Origin of the sequence: Providencia vermicola (assembly GCF_020381325.1) — a bacterium.
Lineage (GTDB): Bacteria > Pseudomonadota > Gammaproteobacteria > Enterobacterales > Enterobacteriaceae > Providencia > Providencia vermicola.
Map to the genome: position 1 here is coordinate 38,460 of NZ_JAGSPI010000010.1, position 17,916 is coordinate 56,375.

Annotated in this window: 16 protein-coding genes; 5 read left to right on the forward strand and 11 right to left on the reverse strand. The window is 40.9% G+C overall.

Going from position 1 to position 17,916, the window contains the following annotated elements:
* Positions 1-30 precede the first annotated feature (30 nt).
* On the forward strand, positions 31-3,744 hold the full coding sequence (locus KDJ85_RS15085; protein WP_225820358.1) for a hypothetical protein: 3,714 nt from the start codon (positions 31-33) through the stop codon (positions 3,742-3,744).
* A 35-nt stretch (positions 3,745-3,779) separates the two neighbouring features.
* Here the strand turns inward: KDJ85_RS15085 and emrD are convergent, their stop codons facing one another.
* On the reverse strand, positions 3,780-4,964 hold the full coding sequence (gene emrD, locus KDJ85_RS15090; protein WP_225820359.1) for a multidrug efflux MFS transporter EmrD: 1,185 nt from the start codon (positions 4,962-4,964) through the stop codon (positions 3,780-3,782).
* A 441-nt stretch (positions 4,965-5,405) separates the two neighbouring features.
* On the opposite strand from emrD, the gene fpr reads away from it, so the two are divergent.
* Complete coding sequence (fpr, locus tag KDJ85_RS15095; protein ID WP_225820360.1) at positions 5,406-6,152, forward strand: ferredoxin--NADP(+) reductase; 747 nt, start codon at positions 5,406-5,408, stop codon at positions 6,150-6,152.
* 45 nt (positions 6,153-6,197) lie between these two features.
* On the opposite strand, the gene KDJ85_RS15100 is transcribed toward fpr, so the two are convergent.
* Complete coding sequence (locus KDJ85_RS15100; protein ID WP_225820361.1) at positions 6,198-6,617, reverse strand: DUF805 domain-containing protein; 420 nt, start codon at positions 6,615-6,617, stop codon at positions 6,198-6,200.
* A 51-nt stretch (positions 6,618-6,668) separates the two neighbouring features.
* On the opposite strand from KDJ85_RS15100, the gene KDJ85_RS15105 reads away from it, so the two are divergent.
* The 3 genes from KDJ85_RS15105 (at position 6,669) to KDJ85_RS15115 (ending at position 9,494) form a co-directional block, all read left to right on the forward strand.
* The gene (locus tag KDJ85_RS15105; RefSeq protein ID WP_225820362.1) at positions 6,669-7,283 is read left to right on the forward strand and encodes a DUF1454 family protein; all 615 of its coding nucleotides are present in this window, start codon (positions 6,669-6,671) and stop codon (positions 7,281-7,283) included.
* A gap of 178 nt (positions 7,284-7,461) precedes the next feature.
* Entirely contained in the window at positions 7,462-8,232 is a 771-nt protein-coding gene (tpiA, locus tag KDJ85_RS15110; protein ID WP_206085953.1) for a triose-phosphate isomerase, read from the forward strand.
* Positions 8,233-8,552: 320 nt separating this feature from the next.
* The gene (locus tag KDJ85_RS15115; RefSeq protein ID WP_225820363.1) at positions 8,553-9,494 is read left to right on the forward strand and encodes an autotransporter outer membrane beta-barrel domain-containing protein; all 942 of its coding nucleotides are present in this window, start codon (positions 8,553-8,555) and stop codon (positions 9,492-9,494) included.
* Positions 9,495-9,803: 309 nt separating this feature from the next.
* On the opposite strand, the gene KDJ85_RS15120 is transcribed toward KDJ85_RS15115, so the two are convergent.
* From KDJ85_RS15120 to KDJ85_RS15160, 9 genes are all read right to left on the reverse strand, one after another.
* On the reverse strand, positions 9,804-10,817 hold the full coding sequence (locus KDJ85_RS15120; RefSeq protein ID WP_225820364.1) for a sulfate ABC transporter substrate-binding protein: 1,014 nt from the start codon (positions 10,815-10,817) through the stop codon (positions 9,804-9,806).
* Positions 10,818-11,554: 737 nt separating this feature from the next.
* Positions 11,555-12,532 (reverse strand): 6-phosphofructokinase, encoded by a 978-nt coding sequence (pfkA, locus tag KDJ85_RS15125; protein ID WP_047756829.1) that lies wholly within the window; start codon positions 12,530-12,532, stop codon positions 11,555-11,557.
* A 396-nt stretch (positions 12,533-12,928) separates the two neighbouring features.
* Positions 12,929-13,873: a phosphatidate cytidylyltransferase gene (locus KDJ85_RS15130; protein WP_225820365.1), complete on the reverse strand. Its 945-nt coding sequence runs from the start codon at positions 13,871-13,873 to the stop codon at positions 12,929-12,931.
* The gene (locus KDJ85_RS15135; protein WP_225820366.1) at positions 13,870-14,511 is read right to left on the reverse strand and encodes a lysophospholipid acyltransferase family protein; all 642 of its coding nucleotides are present in this window, start codon (positions 14,509-14,511) and stop codon (positions 13,870-13,872) included. The genes KDJ85_RS15130 and KDJ85_RS15135 overlap by 4 nt, the downstream gene beginning before the upstream one ends.
* A 216-nt stretch (positions 14,512-14,727) precedes the next feature.
* Complete coding sequence (loiP, locus tag KDJ85_RS15140; protein ID WP_047756827.1) at positions 14,728-15,480, reverse strand: metalloprotease LoiP; 753 nt, start codon at positions 15,478-15,480, stop codon at positions 14,728-14,730.
* Positions 15,481-15,707: 227 nt separating this feature from the next.
* Positions 15,708-16,289 (reverse strand): HutD/Ves family protein, encoded by a 582-nt coding sequence (locus KDJ85_RS15145; protein ID WP_225820367.1) that lies wholly within the window; start codon positions 16,287-16,289, stop codon positions 15,708-15,710.
* A gap of 79 nt (positions 16,290-16,368) precedes the next feature.
* Complete coding sequence (locus tag KDJ85_RS15150; RefSeq protein WP_225820368.1) at positions 16,369-16,653, reverse strand: addiction module antidote protein; 285 nt, start codon at positions 16,651-16,653, stop codon at positions 16,369-16,371.
* Positions 16,650-16,952, reverse strand: coding sequence for a type II toxin-antitoxin system RelE/ParE family toxin (locus KDJ85_RS15155; protein ID WP_225820369.1), 303 nt, complete (start codon positions 16,950-16,952; stop codon positions 16,650-16,652). Before KDJ85_RS15155 ends, KDJ85_RS15150 begins: the two co-directional genes overlap by 4 nt.
* A 238-nt stretch (positions 16,953-17,190) precedes the next feature.
* Positions 17,191-17,766, reverse strand: a complete 576-nt coding sequence (locus tag KDJ85_RS15160) for a Spy/CpxP family protein refolding chaperone (RefSeq protein WP_225820370.1) — start codon at positions 17,764-17,766, stop codon at positions 17,191-17,193.
* Positions 17,767-17,916 lie beyond the last annotated feature (150 nt).

Consider the following 17,916-nt stretch of genomic DNA (forward strand, 5'->3'; position numbering starts at 1 on the left):
AATGACGTATTTTATGAAAGGTACAAGGTTATGGATGACCAACAAAAACAACAGAAAGTATTAAAGCTAGGGTTATATCGAAATAGAGGTAGAGTCGCAGTACTGGATTCGAATTCACCATGGTTGGCCGCATTACAAAAAAATCCCGTGTCCACTCAGGAAGCAACAGCATCACATGGCCTATTCAGCTGGCTAATTGATAAGCCTAGAATGATTGGAGAAACTAAGTATCACTTTGTACTTAGCACCCTACCCGAGGAGGCATTTTCAGGTTTTCACTTTCATTCACAACAAGGCCTATTTATTGATAGTTTTAATTCACCCCACGAATGGCGAGAAGGCGAGCCCCGCGCTCAAGAACAAATTGCTGATTTACTGCTACCCAGCGGTCAGTGGCACCGCCATTATGATATCGTGGTGCTTTCTGAAAGCGCCAACGATAAACAAGTTGAATTAATTCGTCACTGGCTAGAATTAACTGGGGGGGGCCTGTTAATCATTCGAGATAGCCAAAAAGCAGTATCTCAACCAGTCCAGCAATTGATAGCTGAATTATCCCCTGTAGAGCAAAATAAAATTTGGCCATCGCGAGTGAAACACCATGGTTACCAACACACCATTACGCTTCCCCCTGCCTCAATCAATTCGCTCAAATTAACCGATGAATTATTGGAAAATGCGCAGTATTTTTCGATTGCCATTCACAATATTGATGGAAAACCACTTATTACGCTGCATGATATCCCCCTTGGACGCCACACATCATGGAATTCTATAGCTCAAGCGATTGAATTCAATGTAAATCAAGAGATAGTAGCATTACAGCAAAATCCCATCACAGTGAGATATCAAAATAACACGCTGAATATGACGGGAAAGCACATTGTTTTTTCACAATTTCAGCTAAAGCAACAGCGAGGGGAACAAATACTACCGATTTTGGTGGCTGAAAACACCCATAAACTTCCCAATCAACTGATTATTGGCACGGTAACAGGGCAATTAGCTCAGCATGATAATATTCAGCGATATCAGGTTCTTGAGCAGGCTAAGTTTGGCGATGTGACTATCGATCCGCAAACTGGAAAATGGATCTATACCCCCCATGAAACTGCATTGAGATCAAACCCAGATCAATTTGATTTAGTGACAATCCGCCACGATGGTCGCCAATCTGAACCAATTTCCATTCATTTACAAACGGATGAAGCTCCCCAAATCGTTATACCTGGAAAACGAACCTTTGCCCTTTCAGACCCGATTTATCAGGCTCCCAAGCGACGATATCACCCCACACCAGAAGGTATGCAGGTTCATGGTATTCAACTGGCGCAAACTCACTTACAGTCACCGAATGACCCTTATTTTAGCCTAACCGCTAACCGTTGGGCACTGCTCAAAGTGGATATCACGCACCCCTATTCCGCTAATTCCCCTGATTTAGTGGCTATTGTCAGCAATAAAGAAAAAAAAATATTGGCACGAGTCGCTATGACGGGGCCTGACAACCTACCAACTCAATTAACCCCCCTCCCTAATACCATGAATCCCTTAGCCTACCACCAGCACGCCCAAAGTTTTACCGCACCCATAAAAGGTGAGTGGGTACAACCTGGTTTTCAAATTGTTATCGTTGCCAACCGAAAAGCCTTGATTACCCCAGAAACAAACCAATACGGGCTCATTTCACCCAACGTGACATTGGATAGTCATATCACTGCCTATGTTGATAACCATACTCTATACCAGCACGGCCACGGTATTTATGCCTACTCTCCACTGAGCTGGGGACAAGAAGCGGTGGCGATATTACCAGTTAAGCAACTCACCCTGTATAGCTCCCCTGTAACCACTCGAAACCCAAGCGTGCATCCTTATAAAGAGCTCATTTATGACGCAGAAAATTTAATTCACCCTAAATATGATGACCCCAAAAAAGTTCCCAACCATCTCGACTCACAAATCAACTGGGCATATTTAAATAGTTCACAATTTCACGATTCAAATCATTCAGATGCAATTTACCATTATTCGGCGATCCACCCCTTTACCGCATCACTCCGTTATCATGTTCTCGGCTTGGCAAGGCGACATGTAGGCGGCGGCATACATAAGCCAACAACCTTATGGCATGAAATCTTTGGCCATGGGTTAGGCTTACCTCATACTAATGTTAAAAATACGAAATACCCTTATGACCCAACAGCTCACGGCCCAACGCCTGCCTATAACCAGCACCGTCAGCACTATTCCACTTATCAATACCAAGATAAACATGGAAACACTATTCCCCTTTACCCAGCGATGTACGCCAGCCATTCCTATTTTACTAGCGAACAATATGATGCATTTTTGCCCCACTCTGATTATTTTAACCAACGCATTTTGCAATTTTTAAGCCAAAAAACACGCTGGCAACCGAACCACACTAAAGGGGAAGATATTGAGGATAACAACTTTGCAGGGGATGGTTTTTACCAACATTGGGATGATTCAAAAAAGCAGTGGGAAACCTTAACGCAGGAAAACTTCACCCAATATTATCCATACAAAAATATCGATGAATGGCCCCATCAGCGCGATGTACCTGTGTATTGGCTTCGCGGTCAGTTCGCCTCCAAAGATGGCATTCCTCATCCTTATAATACGTTACTGGTAGACCGTACAATCGGTAACCTACCCGCTGATTATCATAACCTGGAAACGGGTAAAGGCCGCCCTTATTACCCCTATCATAGTCATGCCATTGTGGTGACTTATGCAACATCGAATGGCTTAATCACAGAAAAATTACAAGTCAAAATATATGAAAATGATATTAGCTTAAATATTGCAGACAAAGGTGAGCTGGTTAAATTCGCGTTATACCAGCTCAATCCCCAAAAAGAGCTGGGGCAAGAGATCGCCCAATATACCAACCCTTCGTCATTGGCAAATCGTCTATTTGCAAATAGCCACACTGATGAATTGCCAGAGAGACTCATTTTAGATAATTATTGGCAAGGAAATACACTTTTTTGGGCAAGTACAGATGTAGATTCTATTGATTTTTCAACGGGTAAAGTAAATAAAGAAAAAATTACACCACTAAGTGCACTAAAAGCAAACTGGGTTGTAGGCGGCAAACTACATCAACAATATTTTTCTTTGTCTGACCCATTTGGCCAAAAAGATAACCTGTATACCTCTCAATCTTTCACGCCAATAAACCACCTCAATAAACAGATAGAAACATCACAGGAAGTTATATGTATCGCCGTCCGCGCTGAACAATCATTGATTGCTGATATGAATATCCACCAAGAAATTGACATAACGAACTTATCATTACCTGAAGGTGAGTATCGTTATTGGGTAACTCTAAAGATGGTCGATAAAAAAGGTGAACAACAAGAAAAGACGCCACTAGAGGATTGGTACTTTTCACATGAAAAGATGACATTAACAGTAAGAGGAACCATTGACAGCACACCAGGCTTAGAGTGCACTGATATCATTATTCATATTGACTCACATTTACAAGATAGTATCAACGCGAGGAAAATCTGGCTTGTACAAGACAAAAACTTACCGCTAACAGAGGATAAAACATTTTTAGATTATCACCGCCCAGTTGTGTTTAATGCACTCGCCAACCAAGCGGAACTTATATCGGCGCTTCCAACACAGGAGGCATACACGGCGACTTCATCATCCGATATCGCCACACCGAAACTCTATTTAGCGGGTATACCGACTCAATAAATAATTAGGCGGGGCCCCCGCCTAACCATTTAATATTAAACTGTTCTTTCCGAATGCCCCATACGGCGAGCCAGCGGCAACCAACACAAGAGTACAAGAGCCGACATCAAAAACATCAGCAAACCAAGACTAAATTGCCCATTCTGAGGCATTAATGAAGAAACCCATGTTGCAACCCCAGAACCGACATTTTGTAAGCCCCCCACAAGTGCGCCCGCAGCGCCCGCTAAATAGGGGAATGGCTCCATCGCCCCTGTGGTCGCAAGCGGGAATAACATGCCTGCACCAAAGAAAAATACAGCGGCGGGAACTAACAACGTCCACGTATTCATGACGCCAAACCAACTCGGTATCCACATCAGTAAACCTGCCAGCAAACAAATTAATACCGATTGCCACATCAAGTTGTAGAACGTTTTTCCTTCACGTCCTGCATACCACGCACCAAAAAAGGCGGCGGGGATAGGTAATATAAATAAAATACTGACGGTAATGCTACTGAGGCCCAACACACCACCCATTAAAACACCGCTACTCGCTTCAAAAACGGCAATTCCCGCCAGCGCACCAATTAACATCGATAAATAAGACAAAAATGCCCCATTAGAGAGTAACTCACAATATGACGCCAACATTTTACGTTTTTCTGGGGATACAGGCCGCGTTTCAGGTAACCACCGATACATGCTAAATAATACACCCGCACCTAGGATAAATAGGAAAATATAACAGGCATGCCAACCAAAAAAGTGAGCCAATATTCCACCAAACATCGGCGCTAATAATGGACTTACCAAGACACCCATATTTAATAAACTATTTGCATAGCGCAATGCCGTGCCTTTATATAAATCTCGGGGCATGGTTCTCGCCATAACACCCGCCACCCCTGTACCAAGGCCTTGCATGCCGCTTGCGATAGTGAGCGTATTTAGAGTCGGCGCAAAAATCGCCACAATGGTCGAAAATAAGAAAATAGTCAGCCCCGCTAAAATAACAGGACGACGACCAATTTGGTCGGATAATGGCCCATATAATAGTTGCGAAAAACCATATGAAAATAAATATGCCGCCATCACCTTCTGGACGGCACCAGAAGGTTCGTCAAAGTACACTGCAATTTCAGCAATCACAGGGACATAAATAGTTTGCGTCATTTGGCCAACAGCCGCCAATGCAATAAGCATTAATAACAGATTGAAATGTTCCAGCTTTCTCATTTTTCTCTCAGACACAGGCAAAAATTCCAGACACACAGCAACCCAGTATTATTAAAAGTTAATAATACAAACCAAATATTGGAATTTAATGACGAATATTTAAATATTGTTTTTACACATTAGAACTACCCCAGATAAACAAGAGATAGCACGTTTTGCTCTAATGTGATTAAGATAACAAAATTTACGATTTTTTCTAAGTAGCTCGACATTTTAGTTTATACACCAATGGCAGCTATATTCGCCATGTCTGTCAACATAACTGTACATTAAAATTAATAAATAACTATTATTAAGAATAAATCACTAGAACACGTTATCGATAAGCATAAATAGTGAACTGTTTTAGTATTAAATCCTAATGAGCAATACCCCGACTAACTTAAAGTAAAACATCACTCACTTAGCGGGATTGATTTTGAAATAATAAGAGGTGGATTTATGGCAAATTGGGTAACTGGGAAAGTGATTGAAGCCAAGTTTTGGACGGATACATTGTTTAGCCTTGTCATCGACGCCCCCATTAAACCTTTTACTGCAGGACAATACGCTAAACTTGGCCTTGAAATCGAGGGAGAACGAATTCAACGTGCCTATTCTTATGTGAATGCCCCCAGCGATAACCGACTTGAGTTTTATTTTGTGATTGTTCCCGAGGGCAAACTGAGCCCCAAATTAGCACAGCTAAAACCTAACGATACACTACAAATAACAGATGAAGCGGCGGGTTTTTTTGTCTTAGATGAAATTCCAGCGTGTAAAAATTTATGGATGCTTTCAACTGGGACAGCTATTGGCCCATTTTTATCAATCTTACAAGAAGGAAAGGATCTTGAACGATTTGAAAAAATCGTTTTATTGCACGCTGTTCGATATGAAAAAGACTTGAGCTATCTGCCATTAATGCAGGAACTTGAGCAACAGTACCAAGGAAAATTAAAAATTGTTACTGTTGTCAGTCGAGAGCAAACCCAAACATCTTTGCATGGTCGAGTCCCAGCCTTAATTGAAAGTCATGCTCTCGAAAATGCGGTTGGTTTATCCCTTTCGCCTGAAACTTGCCATGTAATGTTATGTGGTAACCCTGAAATGGTACGTGACACACGAGATACGCTAAAAAATAGCCATGGAATGATTAAGCACTTACGCCGTAAGCCGGGTCATATTTCCAGCGAGCAATACTGGTAAAAAGAGATAAACACTACCCTGAATAATTTCAGGGTAGTCAATGCGTTATAAATAATTCACAGCCTCAGTTTTTTCACCATATTTATTTGCACTATCCATTCCGACAAACACACCACAATCCAATAGCATAATCATCGCAATAAATAGGGGTAAGAATCGCCCAATTCCCCACTGCCAAATAGGCTCAAACAGGCTGACATCCATTGAATAAAGCGCAAAAGCCAATACAATTAATGCGAACCACCCACCTGATTTTCCTCTATCGTGTAGGCGCTTTGAAAAAATTGCGGCTAAAGGATAAAGCAAGAGGACAAAAAGAAAAAGAGTAACCATTTCAGGTAATAAAAACGTATTCTGTAACAGGACAATCACGGCCACCAAAATAAAGCTGGCAGCGATACCGACCCAAAATGGTCGCCGCCCTATTCGACCTTTGAAGGAAAAAGCCCATTGTTGTAATGTCATTACTTATAATCCTGATACAATGTGAAAACCCAAAGAATGAGTGGCAAAAAAATGACTCAAACCTTAATTCGTTCGATATCCGCCATCATAACCATTTTTACACTCAGTGCGCCACCGTTGGCATTCGCCCAAAAAGTGCCAACCTTACCTGATACTGATTTTGAGGTCGCTTACTTAGCCCCTGATGCGGCTTCTTTTGACCTCACCATTCCTGAATTACGCAATCAATTTAATCGCACCTATAAAGATTTATATCTTCATGAATATAAAGTTATTGCAAGCCAAGACATCGCTGCTCCTTATATTCGTGCCGCTTCCCGTATCAATCAACAAATTTATTCTTCTGCGGTGTTAGAACGCGGTAGTGAAAAAATTAAAAGCTTACAAATCACCTTACTCCCAACAGATAACGTACAAGAAGCCCAAGAAAATCGCCAATTAATGGAACGCTATACGCTTGCAATCATCCATCAATTTGCCCCAGATGTTTCTTTAGATAAAGCCCCAGAGCTAACCACTGCCTTAAATAAATTTATGGCTGATCAAAACCCAATCCGTGCAGAAGAAGCTCGGTTAGGCGAACTGCGATATATTTTAGTAAAAAGTGACAATAATGTGCTTACTTTTGCTGTTGAACCGATTAAGCTAGAGCAACAAACACCCTAAACAGACTGTGATCACGCTCTAAGAACAAGCATGATGAAAAGCAAAGCTATTATGCCCTAATGTTCTTATAATACTTAAGGTGAATGGCGACAAAACTGTCCCGTTGCGTTGGCAACATTAATGCGCAATGAATAACTTATTGATTAATCATTCAAACTCTCTGGTTGGAGGAAATAACATGCGACATCCATTGGTAATGGGTAACTGGAAATTAAACGGCAGCACCCATATGGTCAATGACCTGATCGCTGGTCTGCGTAACGAACTGAGCAGCGTCGATGGCTGTGATGTAGCTATCGCGCCACCCGCAATCTACCTGACTCAAGCAAAACATGCTCTAGCGGGCAGCCGTATTGCATTAGGTGCACAAAACGTTGACGTCAACTTGTCTGGCGCATTCACTGGCGAAACATCGGCTGAAATGCTTAAAGATGTAGGTGCAAAATATATTATTATTGGCCACTCTGAGCGCCGTACTTACCACAAAGAGAGTGATGAGTTTGTTGCACAAAAATTCGCAGTACTTAAAGAACAAGGCTTAATTCCTGTTCTGTGTATTGGTGAAACCGAAGCGGAAAATGAAGCAGGTAAAACTGAAGAAGTTTGTGCTCGTCAAATTGACGCAGTGCTGAACACTTTAGGCGCACAAGCATTCCAAGGTGCTGTCATCGCATATGAACCAATTTGGGCTATCGGTACAGGCAAATCCGCAACGCCAGCACAAGCACAAGCTATTCATAAATTCATTCGTACCCATATTGCGAAAAAAGATGCGGCGATTGCTGAACAAGTCATCATCCAATACGGCGGCTCAGTCAATGCAAGCAATGCGGCTGAATTATTTACTCAGCCAGATATCGATGGCGCATTAGTGGGTGGCGCATCCCTGAAAGCAGATGCATTTGCTGTCATTGTCAAAGCAGCCGCTGAAGCGAAAAAAACAAAATAGATTTATTTTATTTTCTAATGATTAGCCGCCATTATTGGCGGTTTTTTTATTTAACGAGTAGCAATTTTTAATTATTAAAGTTAAGAATAATTTAAATCACAATTAAATCCAAAATCAAACGCTTGAGAAAATTCATTACCCAACAAAAAAATAAAAAAGAATAAACTCATTAAATTCAAAGACATAAACATAATATTTATCTCTTTAGTTTATCCACTATCAAATAATAACAATAGACACTACTGAAAGTTTAATTCAAATTTATCCTGCTTAACAAATTAGTAAATAAAAATTTATAAAGTTTACTTTAAAGGATAAAAATGAAATATATAATTAGCTTAGCATTTAATATTATAATTATATTTCCAGCCATTTGCTTTTCAGAAACAAATAATGATTTTTGGCGAATTAAAACCAATGTTTATATGGAAATAGAAGAATATCAAGGGCAAGTCGATGCATTCAAAAATAAAGTGTACGATAAAATCAGTACTGTAGGCCAATTATCCCTGACAAACCCAGCATCTCAATGGCGCTTTGACTTAGAACACCGCGAATCACTGAGAAACCATGGGCGTAATTTCAGTACTTCCCGTGATTCTTATCTTCGTAGCCGCACTCAACTTGACATTACAAAACAATTTGTTAAAACACCACAATCGGACATTGAAATTGGCGCCCGATATCGAAAAGAATCTAATGACTCCCCACCAGGAACCAAAGTACGCTCTTCAAATAGCTTATACGCACTAACACCAGCAGGTAACTATCATTTTAATGATAAATGGTCTTTTAATTTCTGGCTTTCTTATTATTACAGTAATTATTTCAGTTCTAATAGCCATGAAGCAGAAACAGAATTTGGAGCAACTTACCAACACTCAGATAATTTAAAAGCAAAGCTTACGTTTTATTACGACAAAACATGGGATAAAAATTTCAGCACTCGGTTCCTGCAATCACAAATTCGTGCTTATTTGCCTTTTACCTTAAAATCCAATTGGCATATCACACCTTATATTCGCTACGCGATACAAGAAGATACTTATGATAAACATTTCTATCTTGTTCAAAAAATTAACAACGGTTTTCGTCTAGGAACAAATATCGAATATCAAGCCACTCCATCCTTAACATTATGGGGTGGTGTCGCCTATGAGCCCTCAACATGGAAACATCCAAAAGATGATGGCACAACATCAGGTAATAATAATAAACAGACGCTTTATCTTGGGAAAATTGGCGTAAAATACCTTTGGTAACCGTACTAGTTAGTACACATAAGTATGTGACTCTCGGTTTAAAATATTAAAATACCAATTTTCAAAATAGTTTGAGTTGCAGCTAGGCGGCAAGTAAGCGAATCCCTAGAAGCATACACCAGTATGTGACTAGGGTGAGCGCACGCAGCTAACAACGCTGCGGCTCAAAATATGACGAATATTAATACTCTAAATAGTTCAAATTGTAGGTAGGCGGCGAGCTAAGCGAATCCCTAGGAGCATACACCAGTATGTGACTAGGGTGAGTGAGTGAAGCCAACACCCCTACAAATTGAAATATGACGAGTATTAGCGTTGGATTATCTCGTCAAACACCCCCCCATTCGCAAAATGCGTTTTTTGCGCTGCCTGCCAGCCGCCGAAATCCTTATCTACCGTTAGCAACTTCAATTCTGGAAACTGCTGTTGATATTTTTTTGCAACTTCACTATCTCGTGGTCGGTAATAATTCTTAGCTGCAATTTCTTGCCCTTCTGGTGAATAAAGATGTGTAAGATAGGCCTCTGCGACCTCTCTGCGATCACGCTTATCAACTGTTTTATCAACAACTGTGACCGTTGGCTCTGCTAAGATGGAAATACTGGGTGTAACCACTTCAAACTGGCCATTTTCACCTAATTCATTAATAGCAAGTAACGCTTCATTTTCCCAGGCAATTAATACATCACCAATGCCGCGTTCAACAAAGCTATTTGTCGCCCCTCTAGCCCCGGAATCTAATACTTCCACGTTTTGGTAAAGCTGCTTCACAAATTGCTTCGCTTTTTCAGGATCTTGTTGATTTTTATTTAGTGCATAACCCCAAGCCGCTAAATAATTCCATCGTGCACCGCCTGAAGTTTTCGGATTTGGCGTCACCACAGAGACATCTTTGCGGACTAAATCATCCCAATCACGAATGTTTTTCGGATTATCTTTACGGACCAAAAAGACAATCGTTGAGGTATAAGGAGCTGAGTTATCGGGGAGTTTTTCTATCCAGTTTTTATCTATTCGCCCACTTTGCGCAATAGCATCCACGTCATAGGCTAAGGCTAACGTAACAACATCCGCCTCTAACCCATTAATAACTGAGATAGCTTGTTTACCAGATCCACCATGAGACTGACGCACAGTAACAGTATCCCCCGTTTTCTTTTGCCAATAATCACTAAACTCCTGATTATATTGCTGATAGAACTCACGCGTAGGATCATAAGACACATTCAACAGTTGAATATTTTTCGCCCAAGCCCCCGTCGTCAATATTAATAACAATGCGGTCGTTAATTGTGATTTTGTTACCTGCCATGAACGTGCCATTTTGAGCCCTCATCAGATTGTTGATAAGGCGAGGCTGACAGATAGAATCAATAACTGGAAATAATTAAAAAGAAAAACTTATGCTTGTGGGGAATATGTGAACAGGCAAGGGGGAGATTTAAGTTGTGACTAGGCGGCAAACGAGGATAGCTCAGGGAGCATACATAAATATGTGACTAGGGTTAGTGAGCGTAGCCAACCTCCTACAGCTTAAAATATAGAGAAGATCCATCTTCTAAATAATTTGAGTTGTGACTAGGCGGTAAACGAGGATAGCTCGGGGAGCATACATAAGTATGTGACCCGAGTAGCCGAGAACAGCCAACAACGTCACAGCTCAAAGTATGACGAAGATCCTCTTCTAAATAGTTCAAGTTGTAAGTAGGCGGCAAGCAAAGTTAATCCCTAGGAGCATACATAAGTATGTGACTAGGGTTAGTGTGCGTAGCCAACACCCCTACAGCTTGAAATATAAAGAAGATCCATCTTCTAAATAATTTGAGTTGTGACTAGGCGGCAAACGAGGATAGCTCGGGGAGCATACATAAGTATGTGACCCGAGTAGCCGAGAACAGCCAACAACGTCACAGCTCAAAGTATGACGAAGATCCTCTTCTAAATAGTTCAAGTTGTAGGTAGGCGGCAAGCAAAGCTAATCCCTAGGAGCATACATAAGTATGTGACTAGGGTTAGTGTGCGTAGCCAACACCCCTACAGCTTGAAATATGACGAAGATTTTAGTAGAGCTTCTTAGCTGTATCAAACCAATCCTTCTTAAAGACGCGTTTCATATTCATTACCGCATCAATGATATCATGGTGAACCAATTTCTCATTTTGGATACCCACGCAGCGGCCGCCGTAGCCTTCAAGTAATAATTGAATGGAGTATGCGCCCATGCGTGATGCTAAAATACGGTCATAAGCCACTGGCGAACCACCGCGTTGAATATGGCCAAGAACCGTTGCGCGAGTTTCGTGGTGTGTTTCTTGCTCAATATATTTGGCTAACTCGCCTACGTCACAAACGTGTTCAGTGATAGCAACAATTGCATGGCGTTTGCCTTTTTCAATACCGCGTTTGATTTCAGATAACAATTCTTCGCGATCGAACGCCATTTCTTGCTCAGGCAATACGAGGAATTCGCACCCGCCCGCGATCGCCGCAGATAATGTTAAATCACCACAGTAACGCCCCATCACTTCAACAATAGAGATACGTTTATGAGATGTAGAGGTATCACGCAGGCGGTCAATGGCTTCAACAACGGTTTCAAGCGCAGTAAAATAACCAATGGTGTAATCGGTTCCTGCAACGTCATTATCGATTGTGCCTGGTAGACCAATGCACGGGAAACCAGCTTCGGTCAGTGCTTTCGCCCCCAAATAGGAACCGTCACCACCAATAACGACTAGCGCATCAATATGGTTTTTCTTCAGATTTTCAAAGGCTATTGCACGTACTTTTTCATCACGGAATTGTGGGAAACGAGCTGAGCCTAAAAAGGTGCCACCGCGGTTGATCATATCCGATACGCTGTATCTATCTAATTGTTTCATGCGGTTTTCATACAGGCCAAGGTACCCATCAAAAATACCCATCACTTCTAGGCCTTCACCTAAAGCAGCACGTACCACACCACGGATCGCGGCATTCATACCTGGTGCATCGCCACCACTCGTTAAAACCCCAATTCTTTTAATCTGCTTGACCATGATGACCTCTGATTAATGAATATAAAATTGCAAATCTATGAAAAACCGTTAAATCGCCCAATAACCCGCTTAAAACCGACAGCTGAATTGATTCAACAGCTGGCATAATACGGCAAAGTTAAGATTATGCATCTGCTTTCCATCAAGCTTTTGTGTTTTATTGTGATCCAGTTTACATAATTCTAGTCAATGACCTCAATAGGTAAACTTTTCCCTCTTAAAAGAGGTTCTAAATAAATTAAAGCAACAATACACTACGGGCGCCTTAGTTTGAAACACAAATTAAGTGCAGATAATACCACTTTAATTTATCGCGTGCTGTAGCCGTAAAGCAAAAGAAAAGCACCATTTGGTGCTTTATCTCAGTGAACGAACAAAAACGAAAATTAAACACCGTTATGTGTAATAATAACGCGTTAAATGGAAAAATATTGGAGCAGCGAAACACAGTGAATCTATTCGGTCTAGCATCCCACCATGGCCTTCAATAATTGCCCCGAAGTCTTTAATTCCGCTGTCTCGTTTAATGGCTGACATACATAAACCCCCCACAAACCCCATAATCGTGATCGCCAATGACATTAAACCAGCAACCCACCAACTAAATGGCGTAACCCAATATAAGCAAATTCCAATCAGTACAGAGGATAAGATCCCACCAACAAAGCCTTCGATCGTCTTATTTGGGCTCAATTTAGGTACAATCGGACGTTTACCCATCAGTTTACCGAATACATACTGCAAGACATCGGAAATTTGCGTCACAATAATTAAGAAGAGCAATAATTTCACACCCTCCCCTTCATAACCCTCAATATTGAGCATCAACAACGCGGGAACGTGGCTTAAACAGAAAACCGTCACCAACATCCCCCATTGAATTTTTGCCGTGCGCTCAAGAAAATGAAAGGTATCCCCTGCGAGTGCAATACGTGTAGGTAAAAAGAGGAAAACAAACACAGGCACAAAAATTGAAAACATCCCATACCACTCAATACCGACCAGAAGGTATTGCAACGGAATGAAAATAAAGAAACACCAGAATAACGCTTCATGATCACTTCGCCGTGTTGGCGTTAAAGTAATAAACTCGCGCAACGCAAAGAATGATATCAATGCAAATAAAATAACGACCGCAATATTACCAAGTACTACCGCCAATACGCAGATAATACACATCACCCACCATGCCCGGATACGAGCATTCAGGTTATCAATGGTTGGATTACTTTTATCACCAGAATAACGGTAAGCCAAGATCCCACCAACGACACTCGCAAAGACTAATATTCCAAACACACCCGATAACAGTAAGGCTAATTCGCTGTCCCAATCGCTCATGGCATCAACTCCTCAAGCGCTTCTTTGGCGCGTTGCAAAAATTCAGTTTTATTTTCAGTTTCGGTTAAAGGAGAGATAGGCTTACCGACTACCGCAGAGCAAATAACAGGCACAACTAATTTAGACCCTTTCGGTAATACGCGGTTAAGGTTTTCAAGGTAGATGGGGACGACCTGAACATCGGGATATTTTTTCGCTAAATGGTACAAACCACTTTTGAATTGGCCTAGCGCTTCACCATTACCACGAGTTCCCTCGGGGAAAAATATCAATGAGTGTTTTGCTGCCAAAACGGACTCTAGAGGCTCCAAGATATTATCTTGTGCAGGTTTGTCCCCTTTTCTATCGACAAGGACAGCGCGAAAAACGTTATTCACTAGATAACGGCGAAATGGTGTTTTATCCCAATAATCTTTCGCGGCGACAGGGTGAACAAAATGGCGCATCAGCGGCGGTAAACCAGACCAAATAACTAACCCATCCAGGTGGCTTGAATGATTTGCATAATAAATACGCGGAGTTATGGCAGGCTGGCAGCCAACCCAGCGAGTACGAACCCCTGTCAATAAACGGCAAGTTCCCGATAACAGCATTCCCATTCCTTTTGCAAGAAGGGAAATTTTCTGCACTTTTTCCATCTTTTTTCCTTGTTAGCGTTTTAGCAAACGTAAAACTGCAACACCATGAAAAAACCTGAATATTATTTAATGGATAAGATAGTAAGTGATTTAAGGAAGTACAACGGGGGAAGTTCTGATTTCTAACTCTGAAATAAGAATATCTGCAAGAAAAAATGATAGATGCAACAATGCTTGTTTACATTGTTGCACCTTATTATCAAAAATAATTAAAAATTATTTTTTGTCAGCAGCGATACGGTCACGGATATTTTGTGCGCGCTCACTTGAAGGTGGGTGAGAGTCAAACATACTGGTCTCTTGGCTACCCATTTTTGCTAATTTCTCAAAGCCAGTTACTAAACCGTCAGTTTTCACACCACGTTTTTTCAGTAAGTCATAAGAGAAGTTATCCGCTTCGCTTTCTTGGTGTTGAGAGAACTGAGAGTTGATCAGTTTTTCACCCAATGCAGCAACTTGTGATGCGCTCAGTTGTTCAACTACGCCGCCAGCTGATGCTGCCGCTGTACGCGCTGCAACTGCTGCATAAGCAACTTGCATTGCTTTACGAGTATGGCCTAATGCTACGTGACCCATTTCATGACCCAGAACGCCTTCAACTTCGTTGTCGTTCATGACATCCATCAGGCCGCTGTATACACGCACACAACCATTCGCCATCGCCCATGCGTTTACATCGTTAGTCATGTAAACTTTATAGTTAACTGGTGTACCATCAACTTCGTTACCCAGAGCTTTAGCGATTTTGTCTAAACGTTTGGAATATTTGCTTGATGACGGAGCAATTTTGTTCTGTGCGTCCATCTCTTTACAAGATTGATCGCTTAATTGCTTAACATCTGAATCACTCAGTGTTGCTGCTTGGAATAATTGCATTCCAGAGTTAGTCAACATCCCTTGGTCCATATTTTTACAGCCAGTTAAAATCACTGCAGAGACAGCAACGGCGACAAGCGCTTTCATTTTCATAGATCATTTTTCCTTTAAGAAATACCATTCTTATTTTTTTAGTGACGCTAAAGACTATAAATTTTGCGGAAAATAACAATAGGAATAAAGCCATAATTACAGGTTCTATGAATTTGATAACATTTTTACTAAAATAATTTAATCGACAGAGTAATATCCCACCCTAAAAAATAATTATTGCTAAAAATATTAGAAAAACATCCAAATAAATAGCATTAAGTCCCTAACTATTTAATAAACAACTCTATTATGCAGAAATCCTGTCCCGCAGATTGCTGGGTTGAAAATTGCAGTGGCTGGATATTGTTTCTCACTAACAACGTTTCAAAATGTTTTAACACAAACGATTGCGAGTTCACGTCCAAGCTCATACTTGGCGCAGTACTGAAAATAAGAATTTGGGCTGCATCGCTAATCCAAGAACTACCCGATGCTGAATTTACCCACTGTAGGCGTGCTGAATATTTTGCAGGATTATAAATGAGATTAAAATCACGAATAGCGCCTTTAACTAATTCAGCATGCACATTGCTCTCCCCCTTGAAAGCAAAGAATTCTTTTTGCTGTAACGTTACTGGGCTCTGGTCATCCACAAGCAAAGTCACCCCATTCCCTTCCAGCACACCAATAATACGTTGGCGATTTAAAAAATGAGAAAAAGGCCCCGCAGCTTTCACATCCGCAATTGATACCCGCCAGTCAAAATCATCAAGCCCTTCACCATGGCTTCTCGCCACTTCCAACGTGACGCCTTGCCCATTTTTCCAAGGCATACTGCGATAATCCTGAGCTGTTAACACCTGAACCATAACGTTATCCTATTTTTTCGTAGAGAGGTAATAGCAAGATAATGAGATAAGAAGTTTTTATTTTAATAAAAACAGAGTATTAAATACTTTTAAATTGTAGCTTCAAACCAAGAGAGTTAACTATTTTTATGATTGTGGTGAATGTAGGATTACCTTGACCTGACAATGCTTTATATAAACCTTCACGGCTCATCCCTACCTCTTTAGCTAATTGACTCATATTTCGAGCTTTTGCTATATCCCCAAGTGCTGATAATACTAAAGCAGGATCACCCAGCTCTAAGATCTCATTAAGGTACAATTGGATTTCTTCTTCGCTATTTAAATGCTCAGCAATATCATATTCTTTTAATTTAATGGTCATAACTCACCTTCAATTTGACTAAAGACCTGCTTGGCTTTGATGATATCTTTTTGCTGGGTTCCTTTACTCCCACCTGAGAGCAAAATGACCATAACGTTATTTTTCTGTTTTAAATAAACACGATACCCTTGCCCCTCATGTATCCTCAGCTCTGAAAAGCCATCGCCAATCGGCTCAATATCGCCAAAATTTCCATTTTTTAGGCGCCGAATTCTCACTTGAATCTTGGTTTTCGCCCTTAAATCCTTGAGGTCACGTATCCAGTTGTCGAATAGATCTGTCGTTAATACTGTTATCATAAGACGTCTCCTTGTCTTGATACCTGTATCTTAATCGCCCTCAACAAATTGTCAACTATAGTCAACACCCAACCCATTTAAACAAAAAAAAAGCCCCTAATAGGGGCTATAAAAGACAGGGATGGTGTCTATGGCAAGGAAAAACTTCATTTATTGCTACTTCACTACTTACTTCAAAATTAAGGATCTGAACTTAACTTGCTTACTCAACTACAACTACGGGTACTCTAAATCTGATTTATTGGAACTGCATCGCTTGGTATTCAGCCATTTTGTGTTGGTGAATCTGTTCAAGCTCACTTTTCTGCTCTGGCGTCAATAATTGGTATAATTCATGATGAATTCTTGCCATTTCAACGCGTTGTTCCAATTCTTTTTGCATTCTTTTTTCAAGTTGCTGGCGAACCGCTTTATCATCAAAGCTATCCGCTATAATTAATTTATGTAACGCTTCACGTTCTTGCACTAGTGCTGTGCTATCAATGTGATAATGGCGCTGTGTTGCCATCAAATCACGTAGCTGCTGGCGTTGCTTTTCATTTAATGTGATGCCATTAAACATAAATGTGCTGGCGCGTTCTTCACTGCTAAACATGTCATGTGACTGAAATGGCACAACAACTTGGTGAGCTGTCGAAGGTACTTCCTCAGGCTGCATCTGCAACATTAATGGCACTGAGCTTTCATCATTCGCAACGTTCTGTGAAACTTCTGCGAAAGCAATTGTTGGCCCGAACACAAATGCAGAAGCTAAAACTAACATTGCGGTTTTATGTACTGTATTATGTACTTTGCTATGTGTTGTTCTTCGCATTTGACACCTTGTCTCCGAACTGTGCTCGTGATTCAATGTGAATAAATATACACCTGTGGCTGCAAACTAGCGTCAGAGCATGTAAAAGAACGTAAAGTCATGGAATCGTACAGATTGTTATCGTATTTTGGCAGTTGGAGGACTTAAAAA

Bases quoted from the DNA above. Each gene is read 5' to 3' on its own strand.
- KDJ85_RS15085 (WP_225820358.1), top strand. From the start codon at position 31: ATGGATGACCAACAAAAACAACAGAAAGTATTAAAGCTAGGGTTATAT.
- emrD (WP_225820359.1), bottom strand. From the start codon at position 4,964: ATGAGAAAGCTGGAACATTTCAATCTGTTATTAATGCTTATTGCATTG.
- fpr (WP_225820360.1), top strand. From the start codon at position 5,406: ATGGCAAATTGGGTAACTGGGAAAGTGATTGAAGCCAAGTTTTGGACG.
- KDJ85_RS15100 (WP_225820361.1), bottom strand. From the start codon at position 6,617: ATGACATTACAACAATGGGCTTTTTCCTTCAAAGGTCGAATAGGGCGG.
- KDJ85_RS15105 (WP_225820362.1), top strand. From the start codon at position 6,669: ATGACTCAAACCTTAATTCGTTCGATATCCGCCATCATAACCATTTTT.
- tpiA (WP_206085953.1), top strand. From the start codon at position 7,462: ATGCGACATCCATTGGTAATGGGTAACTGGAAATTAAACGGCAGCACC.
- KDJ85_RS15115 (WP_225820363.1), top strand. From the start codon at position 8,553: ATGAAATATATAATTAGCTTAGCATTTAATATTATAATTATATTTCCA.
- KDJ85_RS15120 (WP_225820364.1), bottom strand. From the start codon at position 10,817: ATGGCACGTTCATGGCAGGTAACAAAATCACAATTAACGACCGCATTG.
- pfkA (WP_047756829.1), bottom strand. From the start codon at position 12,532: ATGGTCAAGCAGATTAAAAGAATTGGGGTTTTAACGAGTGGTGGCGAT.
- KDJ85_RS15130 (WP_225820365.1), bottom strand. From the start codon at position 13,873: ATGAGCGATTGGGACAGCGAATTAGCCTTACTGTTATCGGGTGTGTTT.
- KDJ85_RS15135 (WP_225820366.1), bottom strand. From the start codon at position 14,511: ATGGAAAAAGTGCAGAAAATTTCCCTTCTTGCAAAAGGAATGGGAATG.
- loiP (WP_047756827.1), bottom strand. From the start codon at position 15,480: ATGAAAATGAAAGCGCTTGTCGCCGTTGCTGTCTCTGCAGTGATTTTA.
- KDJ85_RS15145 (WP_225820367.1), bottom strand. From the start codon at position 16,289: ATGGTTCAGGTGTTAACAGCTCAGGATTATCGCAGTATGCCTTGGAAA.
- KDJ85_RS15150 (WP_225820368.1), bottom strand. From the start codon at position 16,653: ATGACCATTAAATTAAAAGAATATGATATTGCTGAGCATTTAAATAGC.
- KDJ85_RS15155 (WP_225820369.1), bottom strand. From the start codon at position 16,952: ATGATAACAGTATTAACGACAGATCTATTCGACAACTGGATACGTGAC.
- KDJ85_RS15160 (WP_225820370.1), bottom strand. From the start codon at position 17,766: ATGCGAAGAACAACACATAGCAAAGTACATAATACAGTACATAAAACC.